The 25,139-nt window shown below is 34.7% G+C and carries 25 protein-coding genes; 7 read left to right on the forward strand and 18 right to left on the reverse strand.

Going from position 1 to position 25,139, the window contains the following annotated elements; genetic code table 11:
- Positions 1–76: 76 nt before the first annotated feature.
- The gene (locus HF964_RS05130) at positions 77–1,213 is read left to right on the forward strand and encodes an ArgE/DapE family deacylase (protein WP_168721990.1); all 1,137 of its coding nucleotides are present in this window, start codon (positions 77–79) and stop codon (positions 1,211–1,213) included.
- Positions 1,214–1,297: 84 nt separating this feature from the next.
- Here the strand turns inward: HF964_RS05130 and rbsK are convergent, their stop codons facing one another.
- From rbsK to HF964_RS05180, 10 genes are all read right to left on the reverse strand, one after another.
- Positions 1,298–2,221 (reverse strand): ribokinase, encoded by a 924-nt coding sequence (gene rbsK / locus HF964_RS05135; RefSeq protein WP_168721991.1) that lies wholly within the window; start codon positions 2,219–2,221, stop codon positions 1,298–1,300.
- An 84-nt stretch (positions 2,222–2,305) separates the two neighbouring features.
- Positions 2,306–2,818: a hypothetical protein gene (locus HF964_RS05140; protein ID WP_168721992.1), complete on the reverse strand. Its 513-nt coding sequence runs from the start codon at positions 2,816–2,818 to the stop codon at positions 2,306–2,308.
- Between the two features lie 2 nt (positions 2,819–2,820).
- A complete protein-coding gene (locus tag HF964_RS05145; RefSeq protein ID WP_168721993.1) occupies positions 2,821–3,801 on the reverse strand; it encodes a hypothetical protein in 981 nt (326 codons plus the stop codon).
- Entirely contained in the window at positions 3,794–4,666 is an 873-nt protein-coding gene (locus HF964_RS05150) for an exonuclease SbcC (protein WP_168721994.1), read from the reverse strand. Before HF964_RS05150 ends, HF964_RS05145 begins: the two co-directional genes overlap by 8 nt.
- A 207-nt stretch (positions 4,667–4,873) precedes the next feature.
- Positions 4,874–5,119: a DNA-directed RNA polymerase subunit omega gene (gene rpoZ / locus HF964_RS05155; RefSeq protein WP_168721995.1), complete on the reverse strand. Its 246-nt coding sequence runs from the start codon at positions 5,117–5,119 to the stop codon at positions 4,874–4,876.
- Positions 5,116–5,736 carry a guanylate kinase gene (gene gmk, locus HF964_RS05160; protein ID WP_168721996.1) on the reverse strand — a complete coding sequence of 207 codons (621 nt, stop codon included), beginning with the start codon at positions 5,734–5,736 and terminating at the stop codon, positions 5,116–5,118. The genes rpoZ and gmk overlap by 4 nt, the downstream gene beginning before the upstream one ends.
- 74 nt (positions 5,737–5,810) lie before the next feature.
- Positions 5,811–6,410: a dephospho-CoA kinase gene (gene coaE, locus HF964_RS05165; protein ID WP_168721997.1), complete on the reverse strand. Its 600-nt coding sequence runs from the start codon at positions 6,408–6,410 to the stop codon at positions 5,811–5,813.
- A 12-nt stretch (positions 6,411–6,422) separates the two neighbouring features.
- Positions 6,423–7,256 carry a bifunctional DNA-formamidopyrimidine glycosylase/DNA-(apurinic or apyrimidinic site) lyase gene (mutM, locus tag HF964_RS05170; RefSeq protein ID WP_168721998.1) on the reverse strand — a complete coding sequence of 278 codons (834 nt, stop codon included), beginning with the start codon at positions 7,254–7,256 and terminating at the stop codon, positions 6,423–6,425.
- 19 nt (positions 7,257–7,275) lie between these two features.
- The gene (polA, locus tag HF964_RS05175) at positions 7,276–9,954 is read right to left on the reverse strand and encodes a DNA polymerase I (RefSeq protein WP_168721999.1); all 2,679 of its coding nucleotides are present in this window, start codon (positions 9,952–9,954) and stop codon (positions 7,276–7,278) included.
- A 28-nt stretch (positions 9,955–9,982) separates the two neighbouring features.
- Positions 9,983–12,784 (reverse strand): helicase C-terminal domain-containing protein, encoded by a 2,802-nt coding sequence (locus tag HF964_RS05180; RefSeq protein WP_168722000.1) that lies wholly within the window; start codon positions 12,782–12,784, stop codon positions 9,983–9,985.
- A gap of 217 nt (positions 12,785–13,001) precedes the next feature.
- Here HF964_RS05180 and mvk point away from each other — a divergent pair, with 217 nt between their 5' ends.
- From mvk to HF964_RS05205, 5 genes are read left to right on the forward strand one after another with little or no spacing between them, the layout of a single operon-like run.
- The gene (gene mvk, locus HF964_RS05185) at positions 13,002–13,967 is read left to right on the forward strand and encodes a mevalonate kinase (RefSeq protein WP_168722001.1); all 966 of its coding nucleotides are present in this window, start codon (positions 13,002–13,004) and stop codon (positions 13,965–13,967) included.
- A complete protein-coding gene (gene mvaD / locus HF964_RS05190; protein WP_168722002.1) occupies positions 13,960–14,934 on the forward strand; it encodes a diphosphomevalonate decarboxylase in 975 nt (324 codons plus the stop codon). The genes mvk and mvaD overlap by 8 nt, the downstream gene beginning before the upstream one ends.
- A 13-nt stretch (positions 14,935–14,947) precedes the next feature.
- Entirely contained in the window at positions 14,948–16,027 is a 1,080-nt protein-coding gene (locus HF964_RS05195; protein ID WP_168722003.1) for a phosphomevalonate kinase, read from the forward strand.
- A complete protein-coding gene (fni, locus tag HF964_RS05200) occupies positions 16,027–17,067 on the forward strand; it encodes a type 2 isopentenyl-diphosphate Delta-isomerase (RefSeq protein ID WP_250786649.1) in 1,041 nt (346 codons plus the stop codon). Before HF964_RS05195 ends, fni begins: the two co-directional genes overlap by 1 nt.
- Before the next feature lie 40 nt (positions 17,068–17,107).
- Positions 17,108–17,569, forward strand: a complete 462-nt coding sequence (locus HF964_RS05205) for a flavodoxin domain-containing protein (protein ID WP_168722005.1) — start codon at positions 17,108–17,110, stop codon at positions 17,567–17,569.
- A gap of 79 nt (positions 17,570–17,648) precedes the next feature.
- On the opposite strand, the gene HF964_RS05210 is transcribed toward HF964_RS05205, so the two are convergent.
- From HF964_RS05210 to HF964_RS05225, 4 genes are all read right to left on the reverse strand, one after another.
- Positions 17,649–18,224: a hypothetical protein gene (locus HF964_RS05210; RefSeq protein ID WP_168722006.1), complete on the reverse strand. Its 576-nt coding sequence runs from the start codon at positions 18,222–18,224 to the stop codon at positions 17,649–17,651.
- A gap of 127 nt (positions 18,225–18,351) precedes the next feature.
- Entirely contained in the window at positions 18,352–19,239 is an 888-nt protein-coding gene (locus HF964_RS05215; RefSeq protein WP_168722007.1) for an RluA family pseudouridine synthase, read from the reverse strand.
- An 18-nt stretch (positions 19,240–19,257) separates the two neighbouring features.
- A complete protein-coding gene (locus tag HF964_RS05220; protein ID WP_168722008.1) occupies positions 19,258–20,058 on the reverse strand; it encodes an NAD kinase in 801 nt (266 codons plus the stop codon).
- Between the two features lie 11 nt (positions 20,059–20,069).
- On the reverse strand, positions 20,070–20,675 hold the full coding sequence (locus HF964_RS05225) for a GTP pyrophosphokinase (protein ID WP_168722009.1): 606 nt from the start codon (positions 20,673–20,675) through the stop codon (positions 20,070–20,072).
- Between the two features lie 235 nt (positions 20,676–20,910).
- On the opposite strand from HF964_RS05225, the gene HF964_RS05230 reads away from it, so the two are divergent.
- Positions 20,911–21,501, forward strand: coding sequence for a DsbA family protein (locus HF964_RS05230; protein ID WP_168722010.1), 591 nt, complete (start codon positions 20,911–20,913; stop codon positions 21,499–21,501).
- Between the two features lie 11 nt (positions 21,502–21,512).
- Here the strand turns inward: HF964_RS05230 and HF964_RS05235 are convergent, their stop codons facing one another.
- The 4 genes from HF964_RS05235 to HF964_RS05250 are packed head-to-tail and all read right to left on the reverse strand — an operon-like array spanning position 21,513 to position 25,102.
- Positions 21,513–22,151 (reverse strand): TIGR01906 family membrane protein, encoded by a 639-nt coding sequence (locus HF964_RS05235; RefSeq protein WP_168722011.1) that lies wholly within the window; start codon positions 22,149–22,151, stop codon positions 21,513–21,515.
- Positions 22,135–22,911, reverse strand: a complete 777-nt coding sequence (locus tag HF964_RS05240; protein WP_168722012.1) for a TIGR01457 family HAD-type hydrolase — start codon at positions 22,909–22,911, stop codon at positions 22,135–22,137. Before HF964_RS05240 ends, HF964_RS05235 begins: the two co-directional genes overlap by 17 nt.
- Before the next feature lie 19 nt (positions 22,912–22,930).
- Entirely contained in the window at positions 22,931–23,713 is a 783-nt protein-coding gene (locus HF964_RS05245) for a YutD-like domain-containing protein (protein WP_168722013.1), read from the reverse strand.
- Between the two features lie 9 nt (positions 23,714–23,722).
- Complete coding sequence (locus tag HF964_RS05250; protein WP_168722014.1) at positions 23,723–25,102, reverse strand: bifunctional metallophosphatase/5'-nucleotidase; 1,380 nt, start codon at positions 25,100–25,102, stop codon at positions 23,723–23,725.
- Between the last annotated feature and the right edge of the window lie 37 nt (positions 25,103–25,139).

Below are 25,139 nucleotides of genomic sequence, written 5' to 3' on the forward strand. Positions count from 1 at the left end.
TCTTTTGCATTGCATATCCACCCTAATTAGAATAATATTAAAATAAAGTTAAAATATTCTAACGAGGGGTGCTTTTATGCATGAAGCTGTATCATTTCTACAAAAAATTATCCAAATTCCATCTACTAATGATCGTGAAGAACAAATAGCTTTGTTAATTAAAGATAAACTGACTGAACATGGTATTCCATCTAAAATTATTAAATACGCTCCGAATCGAAGTAATCTAATTGCTGAGATTGGACCCACTACTGCTGATAAGGTTTTAGGTCTAACAGGTCATTTAGATGTTGTCCTGCCTGGTAGCTTATCCGATTGGAAATATCCACCTTTTGCTGGTGAAATACATGATAATAAATTATATGGCCGCGGCGCTGCTGATATGAAATCAGGTGTTACTGCAATGCTTTATGCATTTATCGGATTAGCTAACAAGCATGTGCCCTTAAGGGGTCGTGTTCGTTTGATTTTGACCATTGGTGAAGAAAATGGTGCTCAAGGTGCTCAACAATTGACAACTTTGCATTACGCTGATGATTTAAGTGGTCTTATTGTTGGTGAACCAACGGATGCCAAAATAGTTTATGCCCATAAAGGTTCATTTAACTATACTGTTACCGCTAAAGGTCGACAAGCCCATTCATCTATTCCAGAACTAGGAATTAATGCTATTAGTGGCTTAATTAATTTCGTAAATGCTGAAGTAACCTTATTTGACGATGCCCCAATCGATGATATTCTCGGTCCATTGACCCATACCATTACTATTTTTCATAGTGGTGAACAAATTAATAACGTTCCAGCAGATGCATACTTACGTGGTAATATCCGACCAACACCATCCTTTGATAATCAGGCTGTTACTAATCGTTTAAAACAAATAGTTAACCAACTAAATAAAAAACACAAAGTGCAGTTAACCCTTACCATCGATAATAGTTTCGTGCCTGTTAAGACTAATAAAAATGCTAAACTGATTAACATAGCAAAGACGGTAGTCACTAACAATTTTCACCAACCTGCTGAATTATCCGTTTTTACTGGTGCCACTGACGCGTCTGAGTTTACCCTTGCACCAAATTCATTTGAAACAATTCTTCTAGGTCCAGGACCTTTTAACATCGCACATCAAGCTGATGAATATGTTGACTTAAATCAATTTGAAGCCATGATTACTATATATCAGCAAATTTCACGAGATTTTTTATTATAACGTTTAATATAGAAAGGGACGAACTTATTAAAGTTCGTCCCTTTCTATATTACCTGAACTTAATACTAATTTTAAACTAAAAAATTACTCTCCAAAAGCCGCTTTGACTTGCGTGAGTTTAGGAATTGAAGGTAATGCCCCAGCTCCTTGAACAGTTATCGAAGACGCCCGATTAGAAAAACGTACGGCATCAACAATATTACTTAAATCTAGCTCTAGTTGTGACGCTAGTGTACCAATAAATGTATCACCAGCAGCTGTTGTGTCAATCGCTTTTACTTTAAATGCCGGTACAAATCCAGCACCATTAACAGTGCTATAATATGCACCTCGCGCTCCAACTGTAATAATTAAATTTGGGACCCCTAATTGACGAAATTTAAGTGCATTAGCAACCATCGACGCTTCATCTGTAACTGGTATACCAGAGATCGTTTCGGCTTCAGTCTCATTAGGAACAATCAAATCTGTTAAATGTAGTAACTCTGGTTGGATGTTTGTTTTAGCTGGTGCAGGATTAAGTATTGTAAAAACCCCATTTTGTTTAGCTATTTCAAAGGCTTTTAATGTAACTGCTAATGGTGTTTCAAATTGGGCAACTAATATGTCACAATTTATGATGGCATCAGTTGCACTTTTGACATCTTCAATTGATAATGACTGATTAGCACCACCATGAATTAAAATAGTATTACTGCCATCTTTTTCAAGCATGATAAAAGCAGATCCGGTTCCAATATTATCACGTTTTTTAATATTAGTAATATCAACATTATCGTGAATCATTGCATCCAATAACATTTGCCCGTTTTGATCATCACCAATTGCACCAACAAATGTTGTCTTAGCTTCCATCCGTGCAGCAGCAATTGCTTGATTGGCGCCCTTGCCACCAGGGGCTGTGGTAGCATCATACATTGCCATAGTCTCACCTTGCTTTGGTAACCGTTCAATATGCATGATGGTATCAGCATTTAAGCTACCTAATACTGTAACTTTTCGTGTCATTACTTGACCCCTCCGTCTTAAAAATAAACTTTATTTTAGCATACCATACATATCCTTGTGATTGTCTGTATAAGCCACAACTTTTTAATCTAAGTCAGTACTTGGTCTATTAAAACACTTTTTAAAGCATTCCATGATTTCATCAGGCGTTAATTCAAGCTCAACTAAGCCTAATTTCAAATACGATTTGAACAAGTGTTTATAATCATCTTGACTATGCCTTAAATAACAGTTCCACGTCATTGTTTTTAAACCAAGATAATGATTATTTAAGTCACCATGTGGAAATTTAATTAATTTAGCAATCTCATCAGCTTCAATCACGACCAAATGCATCCATTGCTCAACTTGTGCCAACCATAAGATACTATCCAACCCGTTCACATAATCTGTAAGTAACTTTATCTTGTCAACATTTTGTTTTATTTCCCAAAATTTAAACCAACCAGCGTCATCTGCAACCCTGCTAATTAATACATCTAAATTTTCATAGCAAATTTTGCGTAAATCATCACCACGAAAGCGGGTATTACGAATGTTAGGTACAATCCGATGATACTCACGTGAAACTCGTAAAAGCTCATTTGTATCTAGCATAGTTAAATACTCCGTGGCTGTAAAACTTCGACTTTAACATCATCTACAATTGTTGGTTGTGCCGGTTGGATTTCTAAGATACTCCGATTTTCAAGATACCATCGTTGGATAAACGGAAAATTAACCAATACATTTAATAATGACGCTTTACCTTGAGCATCAATAACCTCAAAATGCCAATTACTATTTATCTGTTGATAATTATCATTTTGCAAGAAACGAACTTCCAATTCATCAGTAAGTACTAATCGTGCCCCAAATCCACTTTCAACAGGTTGCATCAACACATTAGCAGTTGCTGAAGCAATGAATAGTTTATCAAGAATCTGACTTGGTAAATCAAAACTAACTGTTTCATATTCATAATCATTATTTGTTTCCAAAATACTATAGTCAATTTCAAAGTCTAATGTTTTTGCTAAAACATTGGCAAAGTTAAGTAAAATAGTAATTACTTGATCACTTTCTGCTGGCAAAATTTTGGTTACAGGTTGTACCATAAAGAAATCTATAATATCTTGGCTATTAAATGTCAATTTATGAGCTGCAAAATCAAGATAAAATAGCTGTTTGTCGGATTCAATCTCTGTAAAATATGCTCCATTAACTGTTGCTTCACTAAATTGATAACGTACTTTAGTTCCAGTTCCAGCTAGAAAAACACCTAGTTCTTCATGATCAGGCGCACTCGCTAGACTAAAGTCATCAACGCCATTAATTTCTAATAGGCGTGTTGCAAATAATAAAAACCAATCAGCCGTACTATATTGATGTGGAAATTGAACTTGATTAGATCCAAGATTTAATTGCATCAAGCCTTGGATTGAACTTAAAAGCTCATTTGCGGAACTAGTCTGCAGAGTTTTATTTAATAACTCCGTAAATTCAAATCCAGTTTGTAAAGCTTGTGTAATTTCAGCATTATAATCAACTAGACTCTGACTTGGTAAAATCCCTGTAGGTAAATTTGTTTGATTATTCATAATCACCAAATGCCCCCTTTTCTTCTGTTGCAATCAAAGTCGCTAAGTATGAGGTATACAACTTATCTACTGCTGTTTCAAAAGCATCAAAATCTCCAAATTTTTCAACAATACTTTTATATTCGTAACTCAAAATTGTATCTTCTTTCGAATAGAATAGAATCTGATCATTGTTTTCAATAATTTGTGTACGTGCATTTTTTGCTTCTTCATCTTGGATTTGAAGTTCTTCAAGCTGCGCAACTAACTCATCACGCTGTTCTTTAAGCTTAGTATTTGCAAATAATCCTTGACGCGTATTGGTTACCTCATCAATTTGTGCTCGTAAGCTACCTTTTTGCATATCACGTTGACTTTGGCCATCTACTAATTCTTGTAAATGTTCATTGTTTTTAGTAAGTGTTGTAATTTTTTCAGTATTTAAACGTTTATTTTCTTTGGCAAGTGCGACAGAGTCAGTTAATTTTTGGTATTCAGTTTTATCAAAAATAAATTTAACATCTAATACATCTAAATATCCAAAACTCCGACGATCCCACCAATTACCAAAGTAAATTTGATATACACCCTCATCAATTTCTTTGTAATAAAAGAATGGGAATGCCACTGATAAATACGCAATTAATTTATTAGCAAGTAAGTGGCTTAATTGCGGTTTTAAATTTACTACCATCTCTGCTAAATCATCATTACTTTTACCCGGTTGTTGTAATACTTGCTGTTGATATTTTTTCCGTGCAAGTAACTCGAATACTAAGCGATCATCTTGGACAAGAATTGCTTGTCGAAGATCAGATAAGTATCCCAACTTTTCATCAAGTTTTCCGATTAATTCAGGATTTGTCGTTTTTGCATTTTCTATCATACTATTCACGCCCCATTTTTATTGATATCTCTATTCTACCAATAATTCATTAATTTGTTCGTTTGAATGCAATAAATTTAGTAAATTTTCGCTTATATATTTTTATTAATGCCTTTTGATGCGTAAAAAAAGACTCAAAGGCATCGCTACCTTTGAATCTTTTACGTCACATATAATACAGTAAGCCTTACTTGATTTAAAAATTAATTATTTAAACCCATTTTTACGTAATTTAGTAGCTTCAGCAATTGCATCAGTCCCTGGCTCAATGATAACATCACCAGCTTCAATTTCTTCAAGTGCTTGACCAATTGATTTAACTGAATCAAAGCGTTCTAAAGTTGGCTTAGCACCAGCTTCAAGTTCGTGAGCCCGCTTTGAAGCTAACGAAATTAACTTGTAACGTGAATCAACATTTTCCAATAATTTATCAACAGATGGGTATAAAATCATCGTTCTAATTCTCCAATCATTTCTGTATATTCTGGCATTACACGGTTTACACTTAAGTGTTCGGCACGAATAATATCTTTAATTCGATCAACTGCCAATGGTACTTCATCATTTACAACTGCATAATCGTAGTTTTGCATCATTTTAATTTCTGTAATCGCCGTTTCAATTCGTTTATCAATTACTTCAATTGAGTCTGTACCACGACCAACTAACCGATTTTTCAATTCTTTCAAATCCGGTGGTGTCAAGAAAATATAAACACCATCTGGCATCTTTTCACGAACTTGCATAGCCCCTTGGACTTCAATTTCTAAAAAGACATCATACCCTTCATCAAGAGTTTTATTAATGTATTTTAATGGTGTCCCATAGTAATTGTCAACATATTGTGCATATTCTAACATCCCACCATTGGCAATTTCAGCCTCAAATTCTGCTTTTGAAACAAAGTAATAATCTTCGCCATTTACTTCGCCCTCACGTGGTTGTCGTGTGGTCATAGATACTGAATAAACAAAGTCATTACCACCTTGTTCAAAAATTGCCTTACGGACAGTCCCCTTACCTACACCTGATGGTCCAGATAAGACGATTAGCATGCCGCGTTTCACCATTACGCATATCCTCCAATAAAATTGTCAATTAACTAAATATATTAGAATATGATACCATACCAAATTTAACTTTACTATGACAAACTGTTGACAATCGTTAGTAAATGGTCAACTTGACGATATGTTTCATCTAATTCACCCTGATTATCAATAACATAATCAGCCATTTTTCTTTTATCTTCAATACTTATCTGTGCTTGAATGCGTTTATTTGCTGCCTTCATTGAAAGTTTATCACGCAATATTAAACGTGATATCTGGATTGCAGGTGATACATATACAACTACAATGTAATCAACTGTACTTTCATAATTTGCTTCAAATAAAGTTGGTGCATCCAAACATACTAGTTGATAGCCTGCTAATTTCAGTTCTTTTATCCGTTGTTTAATAGCCTGTCGAATCGCTGGATCCATCATTTTATTGAGAATTTTTAGCTGTTTAGAATCATTAAATACGATTTCACCAAGTGCTGCCCTATTTAATGCCCCATTTGGCAATAAAATATTAGTACCAAAATATGCTACCAATTCCGCCAGTAATGGTCGGTCTGGCATCACCACTTGACGAGCGATGATATCAGCATCAATTATTGGTATATTTTTATCTGCTAAATATTTACTTACTGTTGATTTTCCAGTTGCAATTCCACCGGTTAAACCGATAATTTTCATGCTTTTCCTCTTTTATTGATGCACTTGCTGACATTGTGGACAATAAGTAGTCCCCCGTTGTGCAACCTTCATTTTCTGCATTAAAGTCCCACACCGTAAACAAGGCTCTCCATTACGTCCGTAAGCTTGTAATTCATTTTGAAAAGCTCCTGCCTCTCCAAATGCATTTGTATAAGAGTGTACGGTTGTTCCATGATGTTGAATTGCTCGCTTAATTTCATTAATAATATTAATTCGTAAAGCTGTAATTTCTGCAATTGTAATGGTATTTACGGGCTGTTCAGGGTGTATTTTGGTTTGCCATAGCACTTCGTCAACATAAATATTTCCTAACCCTGCTAGATTACTTTGATCAAGTAAAAAGGGCTTAATAATTTTACGTGATTTAGCCATAATTTCAATTAGATACGCGACTGTTAAATCATTTTCAGTCGGTTCAGGTCCCATTTTTTTAATTCCTGGTACCAATTGATTTTCTAATCCTGTCGGTACAAATTGCATTCGTCCAAACTTCCGTGTATCTAAATACCATAAATCAGTATTATGATCTAGGTGAAATACAACACATACATGCTTTTCAGGTGGTGTACCTGCTGGTACAGTATTATATTTACCTTCCATCCGTAAATGACTTACCAAAGTGGCATCACCACTTAGTCTAAATAGTAGAAACTTACCACGACGATCAATATTTTCAATAGTTCGATTAGCAAGTTCTTTAAGAATCATTGGCACGTCGCCTTCTATTGTTTTTGGCCATAATAACTCTACGGTTTTAATTTGCCGATTTTGAACTAGGCGTAGTAGTCCGCGACGTACAGTTTCAACTTCAGGTAATTCTGGCATTAGTTATCCTCATTTTCTCTTATTTTGCGTCAAACCATGTTGGACCATAATGACTTTCAACCTTTAATGGTACATCTAAGCTTACTGCAGAATCCATAATTTTAGGCACGAGTTCTTCAAGGATTGGTATTTCACTTGTTGGTGCTTCAAAAATTAACTCATCATGAACTTGTAATAACATTTGTGCTTGTAGCCCTTGGTCTTTTAATGCACTTTGCATATTAATCATTGCTAATTTAATGATATCCGCTGCTGATCCTTGAATTGGTGTATTCATTGCCGTTCGCTCTGCAAAACTCCGTAAGTTAAATGATTTAGCATTAATTTCTGGTAAATACCGTCGGCGCTTAGATAATGTCTCTACATATCCATTTAATTTTGCTTCAGCCACAACACTCTTTAGCCAAGCATTAACTCCTGGGTACTGTTCAAAATAAGTTTCAATCATTGTTTTAGCTTCAGCACGCGAAACTCCAATGCTTTGACTCAAACCAAAATCAGAAATACCATAAACAATTCCAAAGTTAACTGCTTTGGCCTTTCGTCGCATGTTACCATCGACTTCTTCATCTTTACTTAAACCAAAAATGCGTCGAGCCGTAGCTGCATGAATATCGTCATCTTCTTTAAAGGCTGCTTGTAAGTGTTCATCGCCAGTAATATGGGCAAGGACTCGTAGCTCAATTTGTGAATAATCCGCTCCAAAAATTTGCCAATCAACATGACTGGGTACAAAAGCCTTCCGTATTTTACGCCCCTCTTCCAAGCGAATTGGAATATTTTGTAAGTTAGGATCAACTGATGATAACCGCCCTGTTTGTGTTAATGTTTGCATATATCGTGTATGGATTTTTGAATCTGTACTATGAACCACTTTTAATAGCCCTTCAATATATGTTTGCTGGATTTTAGCAACCTGGCGATATTGAAGAATATCCTCAACAATAGGGGCTTCTGGTGCTAATTGTTCTAAGACATCAACTGCCGTTGAATAACCTGTTTTAGTTTTTTTGATAATAGGTAATTTCATCTTTTCAAAAAGGATTTCACCTAATTGTTTTGGTGATTGAATATTAAATTCTTCACCTGCTTTTTGATAAATTGCCTGTTCTAATTCACTTAAGCGCTCAATTAATTTACTTCCTTGTGCTTTTAATTGCTCAGTGTCAACCATAATCCCTGCTATCTCCATTTGGGCTAAGACATAGGTCAATGGTAATTCAATTTTTTCATATAATGGCATCTGTTCGTGATCAACTAATTTAGCCATTACTTTAGGTGTAAGTTGATTAATTGCATGGACTTTATTTACCAAATGTTTAAATAAAATCTCATCATCAGTTGGAATCGCAAATTTAGCACCTTTACCATAAACCGATTCATCACTTTCAATATCATAGTAATCGAATTGTTGTGCCAATTCACTAATATCATCAACGTTGGTATTTGTATCCAAAAGATATGCAGCTAAAATAATATCGGTTGCAATATTTTGTAATGTTATCCCTAAACGATTTAACAAAACAATTGTAGCTTTAGCATTGTATACATTTTTCTTAATAGTAGAGCTGGTCAATAAATCGCGAATAGCAGGTGTTAATAACCAATCAACACTACGGCCAACGAAATATCCTTGCTTATCATTTCCAATTGCAAAGCCAACCATTTCACTAACATGGTAATTAGGAGATGTTGTTTCTAGATAAAAGCTTACTTCTCCAGTTAATGCTGCCACTTCAGTTAGATTTGCTTCTGTGATAGCTTGCATTTTAATATCAGCTTGTTTTGGCTGCATATTATTCACATTTTTGCCATAGCCAGCAGCATGTAATTTAGCAAGTTGTTGCTTAAAATTAAGCATTTGATAAAACGGGATGATTCCTTCATAATCGGCATCACGATAATTAATATCGTCAATACCAATTGGTAATTCAATATTTGTTCTAATACGAGCTAAATCTTGTGACATAAAAGCTTGTTGTCGATCATTAATTAAATTTTCTTTCATCTTTGATTTTTTCAAAGCTTCGATGTTTTCATACAAGTTTTCGAGGGTATCCCATTCTTTAAGTAACTTAATTGCTGTTACTGGTCCAATTTTAGTAACTCCTGGATAGTTATCCGCTGTGTCACCCGTAAGTGCTTTCATATCAACAATTTGCTCAGCGGTTAGCCCATCATATTTTTCTATTACGGCAGCTGGATCAAATGTTTCAAGTTCTGTAACTCCTTTTTTGGTTACTAAAACCGTAATATTTTCATCAACCAATTGTAATAAATCACGGTCTCCTGTCACAATGGTTACCGCTAAATCAGCCTGTGCCCCTAATTTAGCGAGCGTACCGATGATATCATCAGCTTCATAACCTGGTAATTCATATGATTTAATACCATGAAATTCAACTAATTGTCTTAAATACGGAAATTGTTCTACCAATTCAGGTGGTGTTGATTGTCGACTTCCTTTATAGGAATCTAATTTTTCTGTTCGAAAAGTTGTTTTACCTGCATCCCAAGCAACAAGACAATAATCTGGTTGCATAGGATCAACTAATGTGTCTAAAAAATTATTGAATGCTACCAATGCATTAGTGTGCAAACCATCCTGATTTTTCATTCGATCCAATTGGGAATGCATTGCATAAAAAGCCCGAAAGGCTAAGCTGTTACCATCAATTAATAAAAGTGTTTTTGCCATTGCTCACTCCTTATGTGAATGTTGTATTTTATTTGAGTGTGCGCTTAAAAAACTCATCAGTTGTTGTTTTAATTTGAGCACTTGTAATTGTTACTATCGGTAAATTCTTGGGTAATGCATTAACAATAGTTTTACCATACTTTTTATTTACAATCCGTGCATCCAAAATGATGACCATTCCGATTGCATCAGGCGTCCGAAGAATTCGACCAATACCTTGACGGAGCCTCAGCGTCGCTTTGGGTAAGCTAAAATTATAAAATGGATTTCGATGCTGTTGTTCAAGTAAATCATTTTGAGCTTGTATTAATGGCGTATCAGGATTATCAAATGGTAGCCGTGTAATGACCAATAATTCAACTTCATCACTTGGCATATCAATTCCTTCCCAAAAGCCACCACTACCCAATAATATTACACGTTCTTCATCTTTAAATTTACGTAAGATTTTACTATTTGAACCGCTCATTCCTTGAGCTAAGATTGTAAAATGATGTAATTCTGGCATTGCATGCAACAACTTAGTAACTTGCTCTATAGTTGTTAAAGAATTGAATAGAATTAATGCTTTTTTAGATACACTAGTTAGTAATTGCCGAATTTGACGTGCTAAATAGTCACTATACATGAACTGATTAGTCTGTCGTGGATCAGGTGCATCATTAACTAGTACTAACTGAGCTTGCTTTTCATATGGAAAATCATCTGCAAATCGTTTAACTTTGACATGCTCCTTTGATAAATTTAGCTGATCAAATACATACTGTGATCGTGCTGAACTAAAAAGTGTCGCCCCTACGAAAATGGGTGGCTGAAAGTATGGATATATCTTTTCGGTAAAGAATCCTTCTGTATTAATTAATGAACTACTTAAAATCAGATTTGTTGTTTGATTTTGCGAATTACTATTTAACCAAAAAACCCCTTTATCCGGATTATCCAAAACTTGCGTGTGAAGCTCCCAAAAAACTTCTAACTGCTTTTCAAGTTGATTAGCCTCGGCTTGAAAAGCTGTCATTTGTTCAAAATCATTAACTAACCAACGCTGATTTTCAATTTCAAAGATATTGTTTAAACCGGCAAATGCTAGTTTTAAATCTGTAACATCATTTTGTAAGCGTGTAATTAAATCTGCATGTTGTTCAAAAAAAGTTACTATTCCCTGTGAACTAATCCGCTTTTCAAAACCTATGGGCGTTGTAACTAATTGGACATTTAACAAAAAGTGCCGATATAGCAACATCAACAATTGATTTAAATTTTCAGCGATACCTTGCGAAGCACTACTAATCTTTTTTAATAAATCATTATTAGCTGAGCTTCCTCGAAACATATCAAAAATATCTCGAGTATGATTATTTAATAACATCCCCTGAATTTGGGTAATACTTCGAAGTGCTGTTGAAAAAGAGAACTGATTTCTAGAAACATTTAAGACGCTAGGTGCTAATTGATGAGCCTCATCAATTATTAAAAATGGTTTTTCTACAAACTCTTCTGCATGTTGAACTAAAAAGGCATGGTTAACTACTAAAATATTAGCAGTTTTAATTTGACTTTGTTGACGCTCATGAAATGCTAGTTCACCAAATTCATTAATGTCATCTTTGCTTGTATACGCAATTTGTTGCCGAAAAAAGGTATTCGGATTACCAATCTGAATCTCGTCTAAATCACCTGTAGTAGTAATTGTCAACCAAACAATAATTCGCATCTTTAAAAATTGATCTGCATAATTTGGGGCTTTACTAAATAAAATATGTCGGAATTTTGTCAAATCTAAATAATGTTGTCGTCCTTTTAACATTACTGCTTGAATATCAAATGGTAACATTGGCTTTAATTTTTGAGCAATAACTTGCATAACTTGCTCTTGTAATAAAAATGTAGGGACTGAAATCACTGTTTTACGATCTGCTTGACTTAAATAAGCAAACGGTAATAAATAGCCTAATGTTTTCCCCATTCCTGTGGGTGCTTCAAGCATCATTGCCATACTATTGGAATGAGAAAAATTATTATAAATTAGATTCATAAATTTGGCTTGCTCACCGCGATATTCAATCTCACTTTTAAAAATCTGTTCTTTTGCTCGTTGCGTGTTTGGATATCTTTTGGGCTGCGATTGCTTTTTTATTACATTTCCCTCTGGCCTAGTAACTACTAAATCATTAACTACTACTAAATTAGAAGCCAAATTATCAGGATTTTGCTGTCTTTGTGTTACAATTGCGTCAAAAAATATGCTTGTTTCACGAGGTAAAATACTTGAAAATTTTTGCAATGTCTGTAACGTTATCAATGGCAATTCTTTAGCTACTTGCCATAGATCCATAAACAACCGGGCTGTTGCTTGTGCATCTGAATCTGCTCGGTGTGGTTGAAGATGTTTAATTGCTAGATATTGACTCAAATCAGCTAGGCGATATCCTGGTGCCGTTGGATATAAAATTTGTGCTAATGGAACTGTATCAATCCCTTTGATTTCAAGCGTGGGTAAGCCAACACGTTTAAACTCAGCTACCAAAAATGGGAAATCAAAATTAATATTATGTGCTACAAATATGGTATCTTGTAAGAAATGCCATAGCGTTTTTGAAACATCACTAAAAAGTGGTGCGTCTACAACATCTTCGTCGGTAATTCCGGTTAGTTGAACAACCGCTGGCGGAATTACTGTTTCAGGGTTGATATTAGTGGCGAACGTTTGAATAATTTTATTGTTTTGTACAATGACTGCACCAATTTGAATAATTCGGGCACCATCTTTAATATTTGTGCCAGTTGTTTCAATGTCAACAACTGCAAATTTTTGATTTTCTAATAACAAAACACTGCCTCTCCATCCTGAAATTTAGTACTAATGTACAATTATAAATACATTTTATCAAAAAAAACATGAAACTTGGGTGAAACGTTCCACAAAAAGTGGTTAGTTTTCCTAATTTGCGATAAAATAATCTAGGATTATTTCTATAACGAATAATAAATATTTAAAAATATGCTCTGCTCATGTATCTCAGAGTAATGAAAGAAGAACTAAATTTATGTTAACTAAAGCAATTGGACAAAGTCATGCCAAGGCTATTTTAATGGGTGAACATTCGGTTGTTTACGGAGAACCAGCGATTGCAATTCCGCTCTTAAATATTAATATGGTTGTATCAATTATTATCCGTCATGATCAACAGCAAATAATTAAAAGTCGATATTATAATGGTAGTCTTTCTGATTTGGCTGGTGCATATGAGGGTGTCCGCCAATTAATTGTATTTTTACTCGAAAAATTTAATGCCCAGGACTTAGGATTTGAATTAACCTTTAATAGCCAAATTCCTCAAGAAAGAGGTATGGGTTCGTCAGCGGCTACCTCAATTGCGGTCATCCGGGCATTCTATCAATTATTTGAAGAGCCCCTCAATCAAACAATCTTATTAAAAATGGCTAATATTGAAGAATCGATTACGCACGGTTCGCCAAGTGGCATTGATACTGCCACGAGTAGCTCTGAAGATCCAATCTTCTTTATTAAAAATAAGGAAGTGACACCTTTTAAAATTGATGTTCCAGGTTATTTAGTCATTTCTGACACTGGTATTATGGGCCAAACTGGTTTAGCAGTTAGCGCAGTAAGGCGTCTATTTGATGAAGAACCATCTAAAACCCGCCGACTAATTTCTAATCTTGGTGAGGCAGCCACAGCCGCAAAAGATGCCTTACAAACTGGAGATTTAGTTGGTTTAGGGCAATTAATGACTAAAGCACACTCTCACCTACGTGCTTTAGGAGTATCACACCCCCATCTTGAAACATTGGTCAAGACTGCGATTGATACGAATGCACTAGGTGCCAAATTAACCGGATCAGGAATTGGTGGTAGTATAATCGCACTAGCAAGAAACTTGACTGATGCTAAGCATATTGCTCAAGCGTTAAGTGAAGTCGGTGCCCAAGAATATTGGATTAGTCCGCTTGCTAATCAAATGAATACGGAGCAACTTACTAATGAATAAAGCCGTTACTGCTCGAGCGCATACTAATATCGCGCTGATAAAATATTGGGGCAAAAAAAACTCAGAATTAATCATCCCAACTACTAGTAGTTTGTCACTAACTCTTGATAAATTTTATACCGACACTACGGTTTTTTTTGATGATCAATTAGAACAAGATGAACTTTTTTTAAATAACACAATGATTAAAAATAAAGCTCTTACAAAAACAAGTGAGTTTTTAGATTTAGTTCGGCAAATGGCTGGAATAAAAGCGTATGCCAATATTACCAGTGTCAATCATGTGCCCACTGCTGCCGGTTTAGCATCATCTGCAAGTGGTTTTGCAGCTTTAGCAGCTGCTAGTAGTAAAGCTGCTGGTCTTGATTTGAATCGTAAAGATCTTTCACGATTAGCCCGACGCGGATCTGGATCAGCTTCTCGATCAATTTTTGGTGGCTTTACAGAATGGATTGCTGGTGAAGATGATTTAACATCTTATGCCCATCCCATTCAAGAAAATGTTACAATGGATATTCAGATGTTAACAGTTGTCCTAGATGGTTCACCTAAAAAAATTGGCAGCCGTCAAGGTATGCAACACGCAATTGCAACTTCACCTTTTTATGATACTTGGGTTGCCGAATCAGCTGTTGATCTAGTTGCTATGAAACACGCAATTACAAATAATGATTTCCAAGCTCTTGGCGAATTAGCTGAACACAATGCTTTACAAATGCACAGCTTGAATTTCACTGCTAAACCTGCCTTTACATATTTTAACGGTGATACGCTTAATATTTTAAACCTCATTCAAGATCTAAGACATCAAGGTATTCAAGCATACGCTACAATGGATGCCGGTCCAAACGTTAAAATTATTTCGCAAAGCGCAGATACACAAATTATTAGTAATGCTATCAAAAACAACTTTCCAAGTGCCTTGGTTGAAATTGCAAAACCTGGGCCTGGAATAAGTTATTTATAATAAGGAATAAAATATGCAAATCAAAGTACCTGGTAAACTCTATATCGGTGGTGAATATGCCGTCGTAGAACCTGGTCAATCAGCAATATTAGTTGCTGTTGATAAGTTCGTTTTTGCTGATATAAACGCAAGTTCTGTCGGTGAAATCCGTTCAACACAAGTTTTAGATGCCGTGATTAACTGGACACGAGTTAACGAGCATTTAATGATTCAAGTTGACCCTAATTTAGAATTTATTTCAGCGGCCTTACAAATTACTTTTAATTACTTCCAAAAACATAAATGGGCATTTGAAAATTTTAGTTTAGTCATCGATAGTCAGCTTGATCACACTAATGGTATCAAACTCGGCCTTGGTAGTTCAGCAGCAGTAACAGTTGCTGTTGTAAAAGCTATTTTAGCTTTTCATCATCGGAGTCTCCAAGCACTCGAAATTTATAAACTAGCTGCCTTAGCCCATTTTCAAGTTCAAGGTAATGGTTCGTTAGGTGATATTGCTACTAGTGTCTATACTGGCTGGATTTCTTACAATTCTCCTAATCGAACTTGGTTAACTGAACAAACTAATAACCTCTTAGATGGATCTTTAGTTGATTTAGAATGGCCAGACTTAAACATTCAATCAATTCCAACACCCCTTAACTTAGAATTATTAGTTGGTTGGACCGGTTCACCAGCTAAAACTAAGAACTTATTAAAAAAAGCCGCTTCTTATGCTGATGATACCGCTTATCGAGAATTTTTGGCCGGATCAAATGCAGCTGTATCAATGCTGTTAAATGGGTTATTAACTAATCAGTTTGATGATATCAATCGTGGAATTGCATTGAACCGAGAGTTTTTGTTAGCTTTAAGTGAACAAACAGATATTGAAATTGAAACTCCACTCCTCAGAACCTTAATTGAGATTGCAACGAATATGGGTGGTGCTGCTAAAACTTCTGGTGCCGGGTTTGGTGATAATGGATTCACATTAATCACCCCAACTGCCAATCGTGAACAAATTATTAACAGTTGGCAGGCTGCAGGGATTACTCCGCTAAGCCTTCAACCTTATACCAGTCCGACTATATTGCTTGAAAGTGAGGAATAATTATGGAATCTGCACATGCACATCGAAAAGACGAGCACTTAGCAATTACGGAAGCTAATATTCGTAAAGGTGGTCTAAATACTAATTTTAATGACTTGCGGATAATTCATCATGGGTTACCTGAAATCAATGTTGCTGATACTGATATTAGTGTTGCTTTACCTGATTTCAAATTACCCGTCCCTTTTTATATTGAAGCAATGACGGGGGGGTCACTTCGAACAGGGCAAATCAATGCGCAGTTAGCAAAAGTGGCTAAAGAAACTCAACTTGCAATGGCTGTTGGTAGTCAATCTATTACTCTTAAAGATAAATCCTCTTATGAATCATTTGAAGTGGTCCGTAAGTTAAATCCAGATGGCTTCATATTGGCAAACCTTGGAGCTGGTAAAAGTGCTCAAGATGCTCAATTTGCTGTTGATTTAATCAATGCTAATGCTCTAGAAATTCATATTAATGCTGCTCAAGAAATTGTCATGCCTGAGGGTGATCGTGATTTTATGTGGCTTGATAATATTGCTAGTATTGTTAATTCAGTTAATGTACCTATTATTGTTAAAGAAGTTGGTTTTGGCATTAGTCAAACTACGTTAAATAAATTGGCAGCCATTGGGGTTAAATATGTTAATGTCGGTGGCCGGGGTGGTACTAATTTTGCCGCAATTGAAAATCAACGTAACCACAAGACTAATTATGATTTTATGCTTGATTGGGGACAAACTACTTTAGAATCTTTAATTGAAGGTCAATTAAGTCCCACTGATATTACTTTATTTGCTACTGGTGGCATTAATAATCCGTTAGATATTTTAAAATCCCAAATTTTAGGTGCCAAAATGACCGGTGTAGCTGGCCATTTCTTGCATACCTTACTCTCAAAAAAAGAACATGGTTTAATTGATGAGATTCTAACTTGGCAGACTCAATTACACGAACTCTATGCTTTGGTTGGTGCTAGAAATCAAACCGAGCTAACCCAAATTGAATATATTCTAAGCCCTCAATTAGCTAATTATCAACAACAACGTATTATCAAATAATACAGCAACATCAAGAAAAATTTATTAAGTGAGGTATCTAATGAAAAATGCACTTGTTGTATATGCTACTATCACAGGAAATAATGAAGCTGTAGCCGATTTAATAATTAAAGATTTTCAAGAAAATAATATTAATGTTACTAAAAAAGAAATTTCATTATGCGATGTTCAAACGCTATGTAATTTTGATATCGTTGTTCTTGTGCCTTACACTTATGACAACGGTGCTCTACCTGAAGAAGGCTTAGATTTTTATGATGATCTAGCATTAATTAATCTCTCTGACGTCGTTTTTGGTGTCGCTGGCTCAGGTGATTTATTTTACGAATCCGACTATTGTTTAGCAGTTGATAGCTTTGCAACAGCATTAAGTGCAGCTCATGGGATTAAAGGTGTTGAAAACCTAAAAATTAATTTATATCCTGATACTACCGCAAGACAAGAAATTAAAGAGTTTGTTAAGCAGTTGTTGTTAACTACTAAAACTAATGTATCAGAATAGTAAAAAACGAGATGTCAATTGACATCTCGTTTTTTACTATTCGTACTTAAAATAATTGCAAAAAATGTATTTAAATTCCTTAGCCATGGTCACGACGTAAACGGCCAAACCACGCCTTAATACGAGTTTCTCCGTTTGCAGGCCGAACTTTGACACGTCCTTTTTTACGTGCCTGGCGCGCATAACCAACCGCATCAGAATACTTTTGTAACTTTCCTAATTCAAATTCATCACCATTGTTAACAGCAATTACTGAGTAGAAGTATAAATCTTCTGGTCGAATGAATTTTTCACTGTCTTCAGTAATAGTGCTAGCAATTAATGTTATCTTTTTGAGGGTATATTCATCCGAATTTGTTGATCTAATATGCCCATTGTCATCTTTATATCTTCGTTTATATGTGCCTACAAAGCCGCGTAATTGAATTTTAGATCCTCGTTGAAGTTTCATTCCGACTAAATAATGATAAAACTCCGGATTAGTTTTTAACCACAAATGTGTTGAAATAAAATGGCCTTTATTGTCATGGACATCCTCGACTAAAATTCGCTTCTGTTTATCGATAACTCGATAAACACCTGTAACTTCAATTTCTTCACCAAATAGCTCCGATAGATAAAGTCTGACTTTGTATTTTTCTCGCGTAACGACCAAAATACTATTCTCCTTTTTATGACTATTACCTTATTTTAATGGTGATTTATAAAATTTAAAAGAATTATTTTAAAAAAACAAAAATTATTTAATATTCATTTTATTTTTCTATATATTGATAATAAACTTATTTTCTATCTAATAATATCTGCATATCACCAGGCAATGGCGCTTTAAATTCTAATACTCGATGAGTAAACGGATCTTCAAAGCTTAAATAAAACGCATGTAGCGCTTGCCGTGTAATTCCACGATCAATCGGGCCTCCATAAACGTCATCACCTAATAATGAATATCCTAAATGGCTAAAATGCACTCGAATTTGATGTGTTCGGCCGGTATGTAATTGAATACGCACCAAAGTTGCATCAGGCGTCCGATCTTCAACCCAATATTCTGTTTGCGATGAGCGGCCATCCTCACGAACTTCACGCCGAATAAAATCATCGTCCATTCTTCCAATAGGAGCATCAATCAAATCATGGTCTAAAGGTACCCTACCACTAACTACTGCATAATATTGTTTATTCATTGTATGTGCTTGTAGTTGCTTATCCATCATTGCATGTGCGAAACGATGCTTAGCAATCAGTACCAATCCAGATGTAAATCGATCTAGTCGTGTGACAACGTGTGGAACCAAATCAGTAGCTCCTTGTTGCTTTAAATGACCTTTTACGCGATTAACTAAAGTATCTTCTCGATCTGCTCGTCCTGGAACAGTAGTCATTCCTGCGGGTTTATTAACGACTAAAAAGTTACGATCTTCATACAAGACATCTAATACACCATAACTTGTAGCTACGATATCATTATCTAGTTCAGGTGGCATAATAATTGTTACTGCATCTCCCTTTTTAAGAAAATCAACAGTTCGCCCATGAACACCGTTAACTAAAATATCCCCGCCATTATGTTTTATTTGCGAAAACATGCGGTGACTAACACCATGATTACCTAAAAATGATTTTACTTTCTGTTCAATATCGTTATCTTTTTTCCATGTAAATTCCATTATTTCTATCCTATTATTTTATTCCTTTAAATGGCCAATGAATGAATCATTCACCCGCCGCCAAAATTGCATGTGCCGATATTCTGCGAATGCTATACGCTGATTGGCAATACGATAACCGACCTCTTTTACTGCTTGTGAATTAATTAAATCTTGATCATATGTTAATATTAACCCATCTGAATCTCTAGGTACGATCTTAATAATTTCGTCAGAAGCTGTAACTAAAGGTGAACCTAAAGTACGATATACTTGATTATTAATTGATGCAAGTTCTGCCAATTGTAAAGCCGCTAAACTTGGATGTAAAACCGCTCCGCCAATAGCTTTATTATAGGCGGTTGAACCTGTTGGTGTACTAATAGCCATACCATCACCGCGGAAACGTTCAAACCATTCATCACCTAAATATACATCAGCTACAACAGTCCCCGAAACACGCTTAATCATACTTTCATTCAAAGCTAGCTTTACATCCTTAGTACCATCTAAATAAGTCACAGTTGTCTCTAAAATTGGATATTTGACACATTGTTGCTTATCATTGACTAATGATTCCACCAAATCTTCAATTTCATATTCGCGCCAGTCTGTATAGAACCCTAAATGGCCCGTATGTAAACCCACAAATCGAATCGTATCTAATTGATCTTGATATTTTTGAAATGCTCCTAATAGCGTCCCATCACCACCAACACTAATCAATACCTCTGGATACTCATTGTCTATGGGTAAATTTTTGGCAGCTAATAGGCTTGTCAGATTCTTTACAACTCGTTGCGATCGAATACTATTGTTTGTGTATAAACCAACTCGCATGTGCTGCTTACCTATTCCTCTTCTTTATTAGCTTGAATTTCTTTACGAATTTGTGCTAATTCTTCATCTATTTGATACGCTTGCGTTGCTAAAGTACGCAGATGCTCACTAATCTCATCAGTGAAACCATCATTATTTTTATACTTTAAAGAATGCTCAATCGTAGCCCAGAAATTCATTGCCATTGTTCTGACTTGAATTTCTGCTAAAATTTTTTTCTCTCCGGTAACTAATTGTACTGGATATTCAATCACAATATGATATGATCGATAACCTGATGGTTTTGCATTAGTAACGTAATCTCGTTCTTCTAAAATTTTCATATCAGTTCTTTGACGTAATATATGAACAATTTGATAAATATCATCTACAAATTGGGTCATTATCCTTAAGCCAGCAATGTCTTGTAAATCCTGTTCAATTCGCTCTTCATCAACATGCCGGCGAATCAATTTTTCTTTAATACTCTCAGCAGGTTTAACCCGTCCCGTTACAAACTCAATCGGTGTTTGTTGATTTAATTGATCAAATTGAGGTCGTAAGCCTCGTAGTTTTACCTTCAATTCAGCAACTGCTTGTTCATATGGTAATAAAAAACCTTCCCAATCTTGAATCATGGCAAGCCTCCAATTCGTCTACTTATAAAATTCCATTCTTAAATTATAGCACTCTCACCTCTATTTTTTATGTTCAAACTTACCAATCATACCAAATTTTTTAATTCGTAGGACTAATTAATAGCGTATTAACATATTCAGTGCTAAACTATGCTTTGAGCTAAAGTAAGTAATATTTTGCAAGATAATCCCCTATTTTTACTATTTTGTTATCTTGCCAAAGGAGGTTCCCCTTTTGTTAGAAGTCTTTCATTTTATTACCCCCCTGCAATTTGAAAGTTTTCAATCACAAAAAGCACTTACTCAAGTACTAAATACTCTCGATACTAAATACTCTTATCACATTTTGCCATTGATTACATTGGCAACCACAGATGCTGCGTATCATCAAAATATCGATAGTGAGACTCATATTCTTTCTCAAATTGATTATGCTCTTAGTCTTGATTTTGTTGCTATACTTTCACAGGGACGTTATCTAGCACGAAAGTTCTTACAAGCTATGCAAGAGCAAGTGTTAGTACGTCAAAACACCTATTCTGATTTGATGGTTGAACAGGTTCTTAATGATCTTGGTGCTGACTTATCAATGTTTGCTGAAGAACGGCAAAACAATGAAATTAGCAAATTATTGATTAAAAATCAGCAATTTGCTAATTACTACAATATTTCAAAAAATCCTTCTGCCATTATTTTTGACAGTAACAACGATGAAAATGGTATTATTATTGAAAATTTTGTTACTACTAACTTAGATGACTTATTCAATCAATATCTTAGTACGCAACAAACCACTTTGCCTTCACATTTAATTCTTCATCGTTAAGTTAATATAAACTATTTGGACCTTTTTTTAAAATAATTCTGTGCCCAACAGTATAAAATAGCCAAAGCTAAACTAACCAATACAAAAAACAATCCAAAACTTTGATTAAAATAACTTTCAGGCAATGCATTAATAATTGGATCTTGAACTGGGTAAAAAATCCAATCGTTATTACGAAAAAGCAATTTGTGAAAGGTAATAAAAAATTGATTAAATTGCATAATCATCACTGTAACTACTACAAAAATAACCGCAAAAACAGCTTGTAATGGCCATAATAAACGCCATTGCTGCTGTTTTTGATATAAATTTTTAATAAATAATATGCTTGGGGTTATTGTAATTAGCAAAATAATATAATTGATTAAAAACAATTTTTTAACTTCACGAAAATGCTCTAAACCATCTTTTGAATCTGTAAAATTATCCATTTTTAATTCACTAATCCACGGAAAATTTAAATACGCCATAAGTTGATGAAAGTTGTGCATCATCGTTTTTGCTGATAAATTAACTAAAGATAAAAAATCACCAAAAATAACATTAAGGTAATATAACCATGTACTATTAATTGTGATTGCAATTGCCAAAGCAATGATACACAGTAATAGGTTTACAAATCCTAGCCAAAATCTAAATGTACCAATCATTTAAACTATCTACCTCATAAGTTGGTTTTTTTGTTTGCTTAGCAACTTGGCTTTTTGTACTAATACCCGTATACGTAAGTAGCGTATCAACATGCGCATTAATTCCTGCTAAGATATCTGTTGCATAATTATCACCTACAATAAGTGTTTGTTCAAAACTACTTACTAGTCGTTGCATTGCTAATTCAATTATTTGACTACTAGGTTTTCCAATTTCAATCGGTTGCACATTTGTTGCAGTAATAATGAGCGCATTTAATGCCCCGGCACCTGGGATTAATCCACGTTCATTTGGAATATTAGTATCTAGATTAGTCGCAATGTACTTGGCCCCACGGCGTATTGCTAATGTTGCATCTTCAAACATTTGATAGTTTACTTGTGTATCCAATCCAACTATTACAACTTCAGGCTCCTTTGCTGTTAGTTGGAACCCAGCGTTACTTAAAGCTGATTTTAACCCAATTTCACCAATCACATATACTCGAGACCCTTTTGTTAATTTTAATGTATTAATTAAATAATCGGCAGTTGCCATTGCTGAAGTATATACTTGATTAGGCAATGTTGGAATCCCATGAACCTGCGTTAAAAATTCAGCAACCATTGGAGCAGTTTTAGTTGAATTATTTGTCAAAAATAAATAATCAATATTATGTATTTTTAAACGTTCAATAAACTCCTTAGCCCCATCAACTTTATTGTTACCTTGGTATATTGTGCCGTCAAGATCAATTAGGTAGCCCGTATATTTTTTCATATTAAATTACATCTATCCATTATTTTTCGTTCTTCTGTTGAATTGTAAAGTGGCGTTTACGTTGATTGGGCTTTTTAGTCGTTACTTTAGCATTAGCCTCAGATTTTTTGACCCCAACTCCATCACCAATAGGTTTTTTTACTTCTTTAATATCAGCACGTTGAGCGTGTTGGTTTGGCCGGCGGCGGCGACGTTTATTAGTTTGTCCTTCAACGTTGGACTTTTTATTATTACTATTTTGAGAGTTTTGTGCTACTCCATTTTTACTATTTTTATTGGCTGAACTTGGCCGTGAACTAGTTCTTCGTTGACTAGTTGGCTTGTGCGTAACTTCCTTGGCCACTGAAACTTCATTTTGATGATTACTTCGATTATTTTTTTTGCGCCGACGATTAGTTGAATTACTTGGAGTAGCCATTTCAAAATCAGTTTTACTTATAACTGGATTTTGATTCTGAATTACAAAATATGGCGCCCCAAAATTAATATATTCAAATAAATAATCTTCCAATGCATCAATTGAATTAGCTTTAGTCATATTCTTATTTTCGGGTGCATAAAATCCTTTTAACCGCAATTGATTAGCGGCAATATCACCAATAATATAGTCATATTTAGTTAAAATATCACTAAAACGGGCTTTAAATTTTAACTCATCAAAAGCATCCCGATAATTTCGTAAAATATTCATGGTCAAACCATTAACCATAAATTGATCAGTTCCTATATTTTCGAAAATAGTTGTAGCCGCACGTTGTGTAATCTGTTCTTCTGCTTTAATTTTTAATGATTCTCGATCCACTATTATTCCTCACTTAACTGGAAAATTTTGCATCAAATATTCAGCAAAATCTTCCCTTAACATTTTTTTCATAATGATTTTATTTTCACCAACTAACTCAATTGTTGGGAAAAATGGTAGATATTTATAATAATCCAAACTGACAAATTCATACTTTTTATTATCATCAATCAATTGATTGTGGTAAGTTAATTGCCCCTTTTGAATATCAATTTCCATTCCACGAAGTTGCAAATCACCAAATACTTTTCCTCTAAAGCCAAGTCCAACCATTGCAAATGAACTAACAAATTCAGAATTTTTATGAATTTCTTGTAATAAACGCTTCAATTCTTTACCAATTAAAGTTGTTCGCATTATATACATTTGATGTGGTAATAATGTTAGTAAATCAGCTTTAGTTACTATCCCAGCAGGTAAGTCTCCTAATATTAACCCTGTCGAGAGCATAGCTGCATTTATTCCTGTCTTAGCTGTTAGCATTGCGAATAATGCATCCATGAATGTATTATCAGTTCGCCGTAAAGTCATTGGTAGCTTGGCAACTTTAATTGTTTTTAATTGATTTAGACCACAATTTAATAAAGCTTCAACCTCACCAAAATCAGTTTTCTCCTCAGGCAAATCAGCTGTTTCTACTAACCGTGCTACCTTACTTATTATTTGATGGTTCTCTATTACTAAACTAATGTTACCAATATAGCGGCCCCATTTTCCAGCGGCAGCTAACAGTGTGTTATTGACCACTTCACCATTTTCAAGTCGATGGTGTGTATGTGCCCCAATTATTACATCCAAACACGAAAACATTTTCGCTAAACGTCGATCCTCATGTAAACCTAAATGCGATAATAAAATTATTACATCTGCTTTTACACTAATCTCAGGTAAAATAGCAGCTAGAATTGGTGCTACTTTACCAATTCCCCATTCACGTAAAGGATATGCTTCAACAAATGGTGCAGTCATTCCTATCAATGCAACTTGTGTACCATCAGGCATCTGCTTATAGATAACCTCATGACACCAAGTTGGACGTTCATTTGTTCGTAAATCTTTAATATTAGCGACTGTTACTGGAAAATTAGCATTGTGATATAAATTTTTTAACTTATCATGTTGTAAACTCAGGCCTTCATTATTGCCAATTGTCACTGCATCATAACCTATTTCATTAAGCAAACTAATGTTAGCTTTTCCAGCTGAAGCTTCCGTTAAAGGATGGACTAAATCCATTGCATCACCAATATCAACCGTTATAACACCATTTTGACCAAGACTCAATATTTTCTGTTGACTAGTTAAATACCGTCTAATTTTAGGCCAATTTTCAAAATGTGAATGTATATCATTGGTATGCATAATTGTTATAATGCTTTGTTCTGCCATTAAGAAGCCTCCAAAGATTGATATGTCTTATTATAAC

This window comes from Periweissella fabalis, assembly GCF_012396505.1.
Classification (GTDB): Bacteria; Bacillota; Bacilli; order Lactobacillales; family Lactobacillaceae; genus Periweissella; species Periweissella fabalis.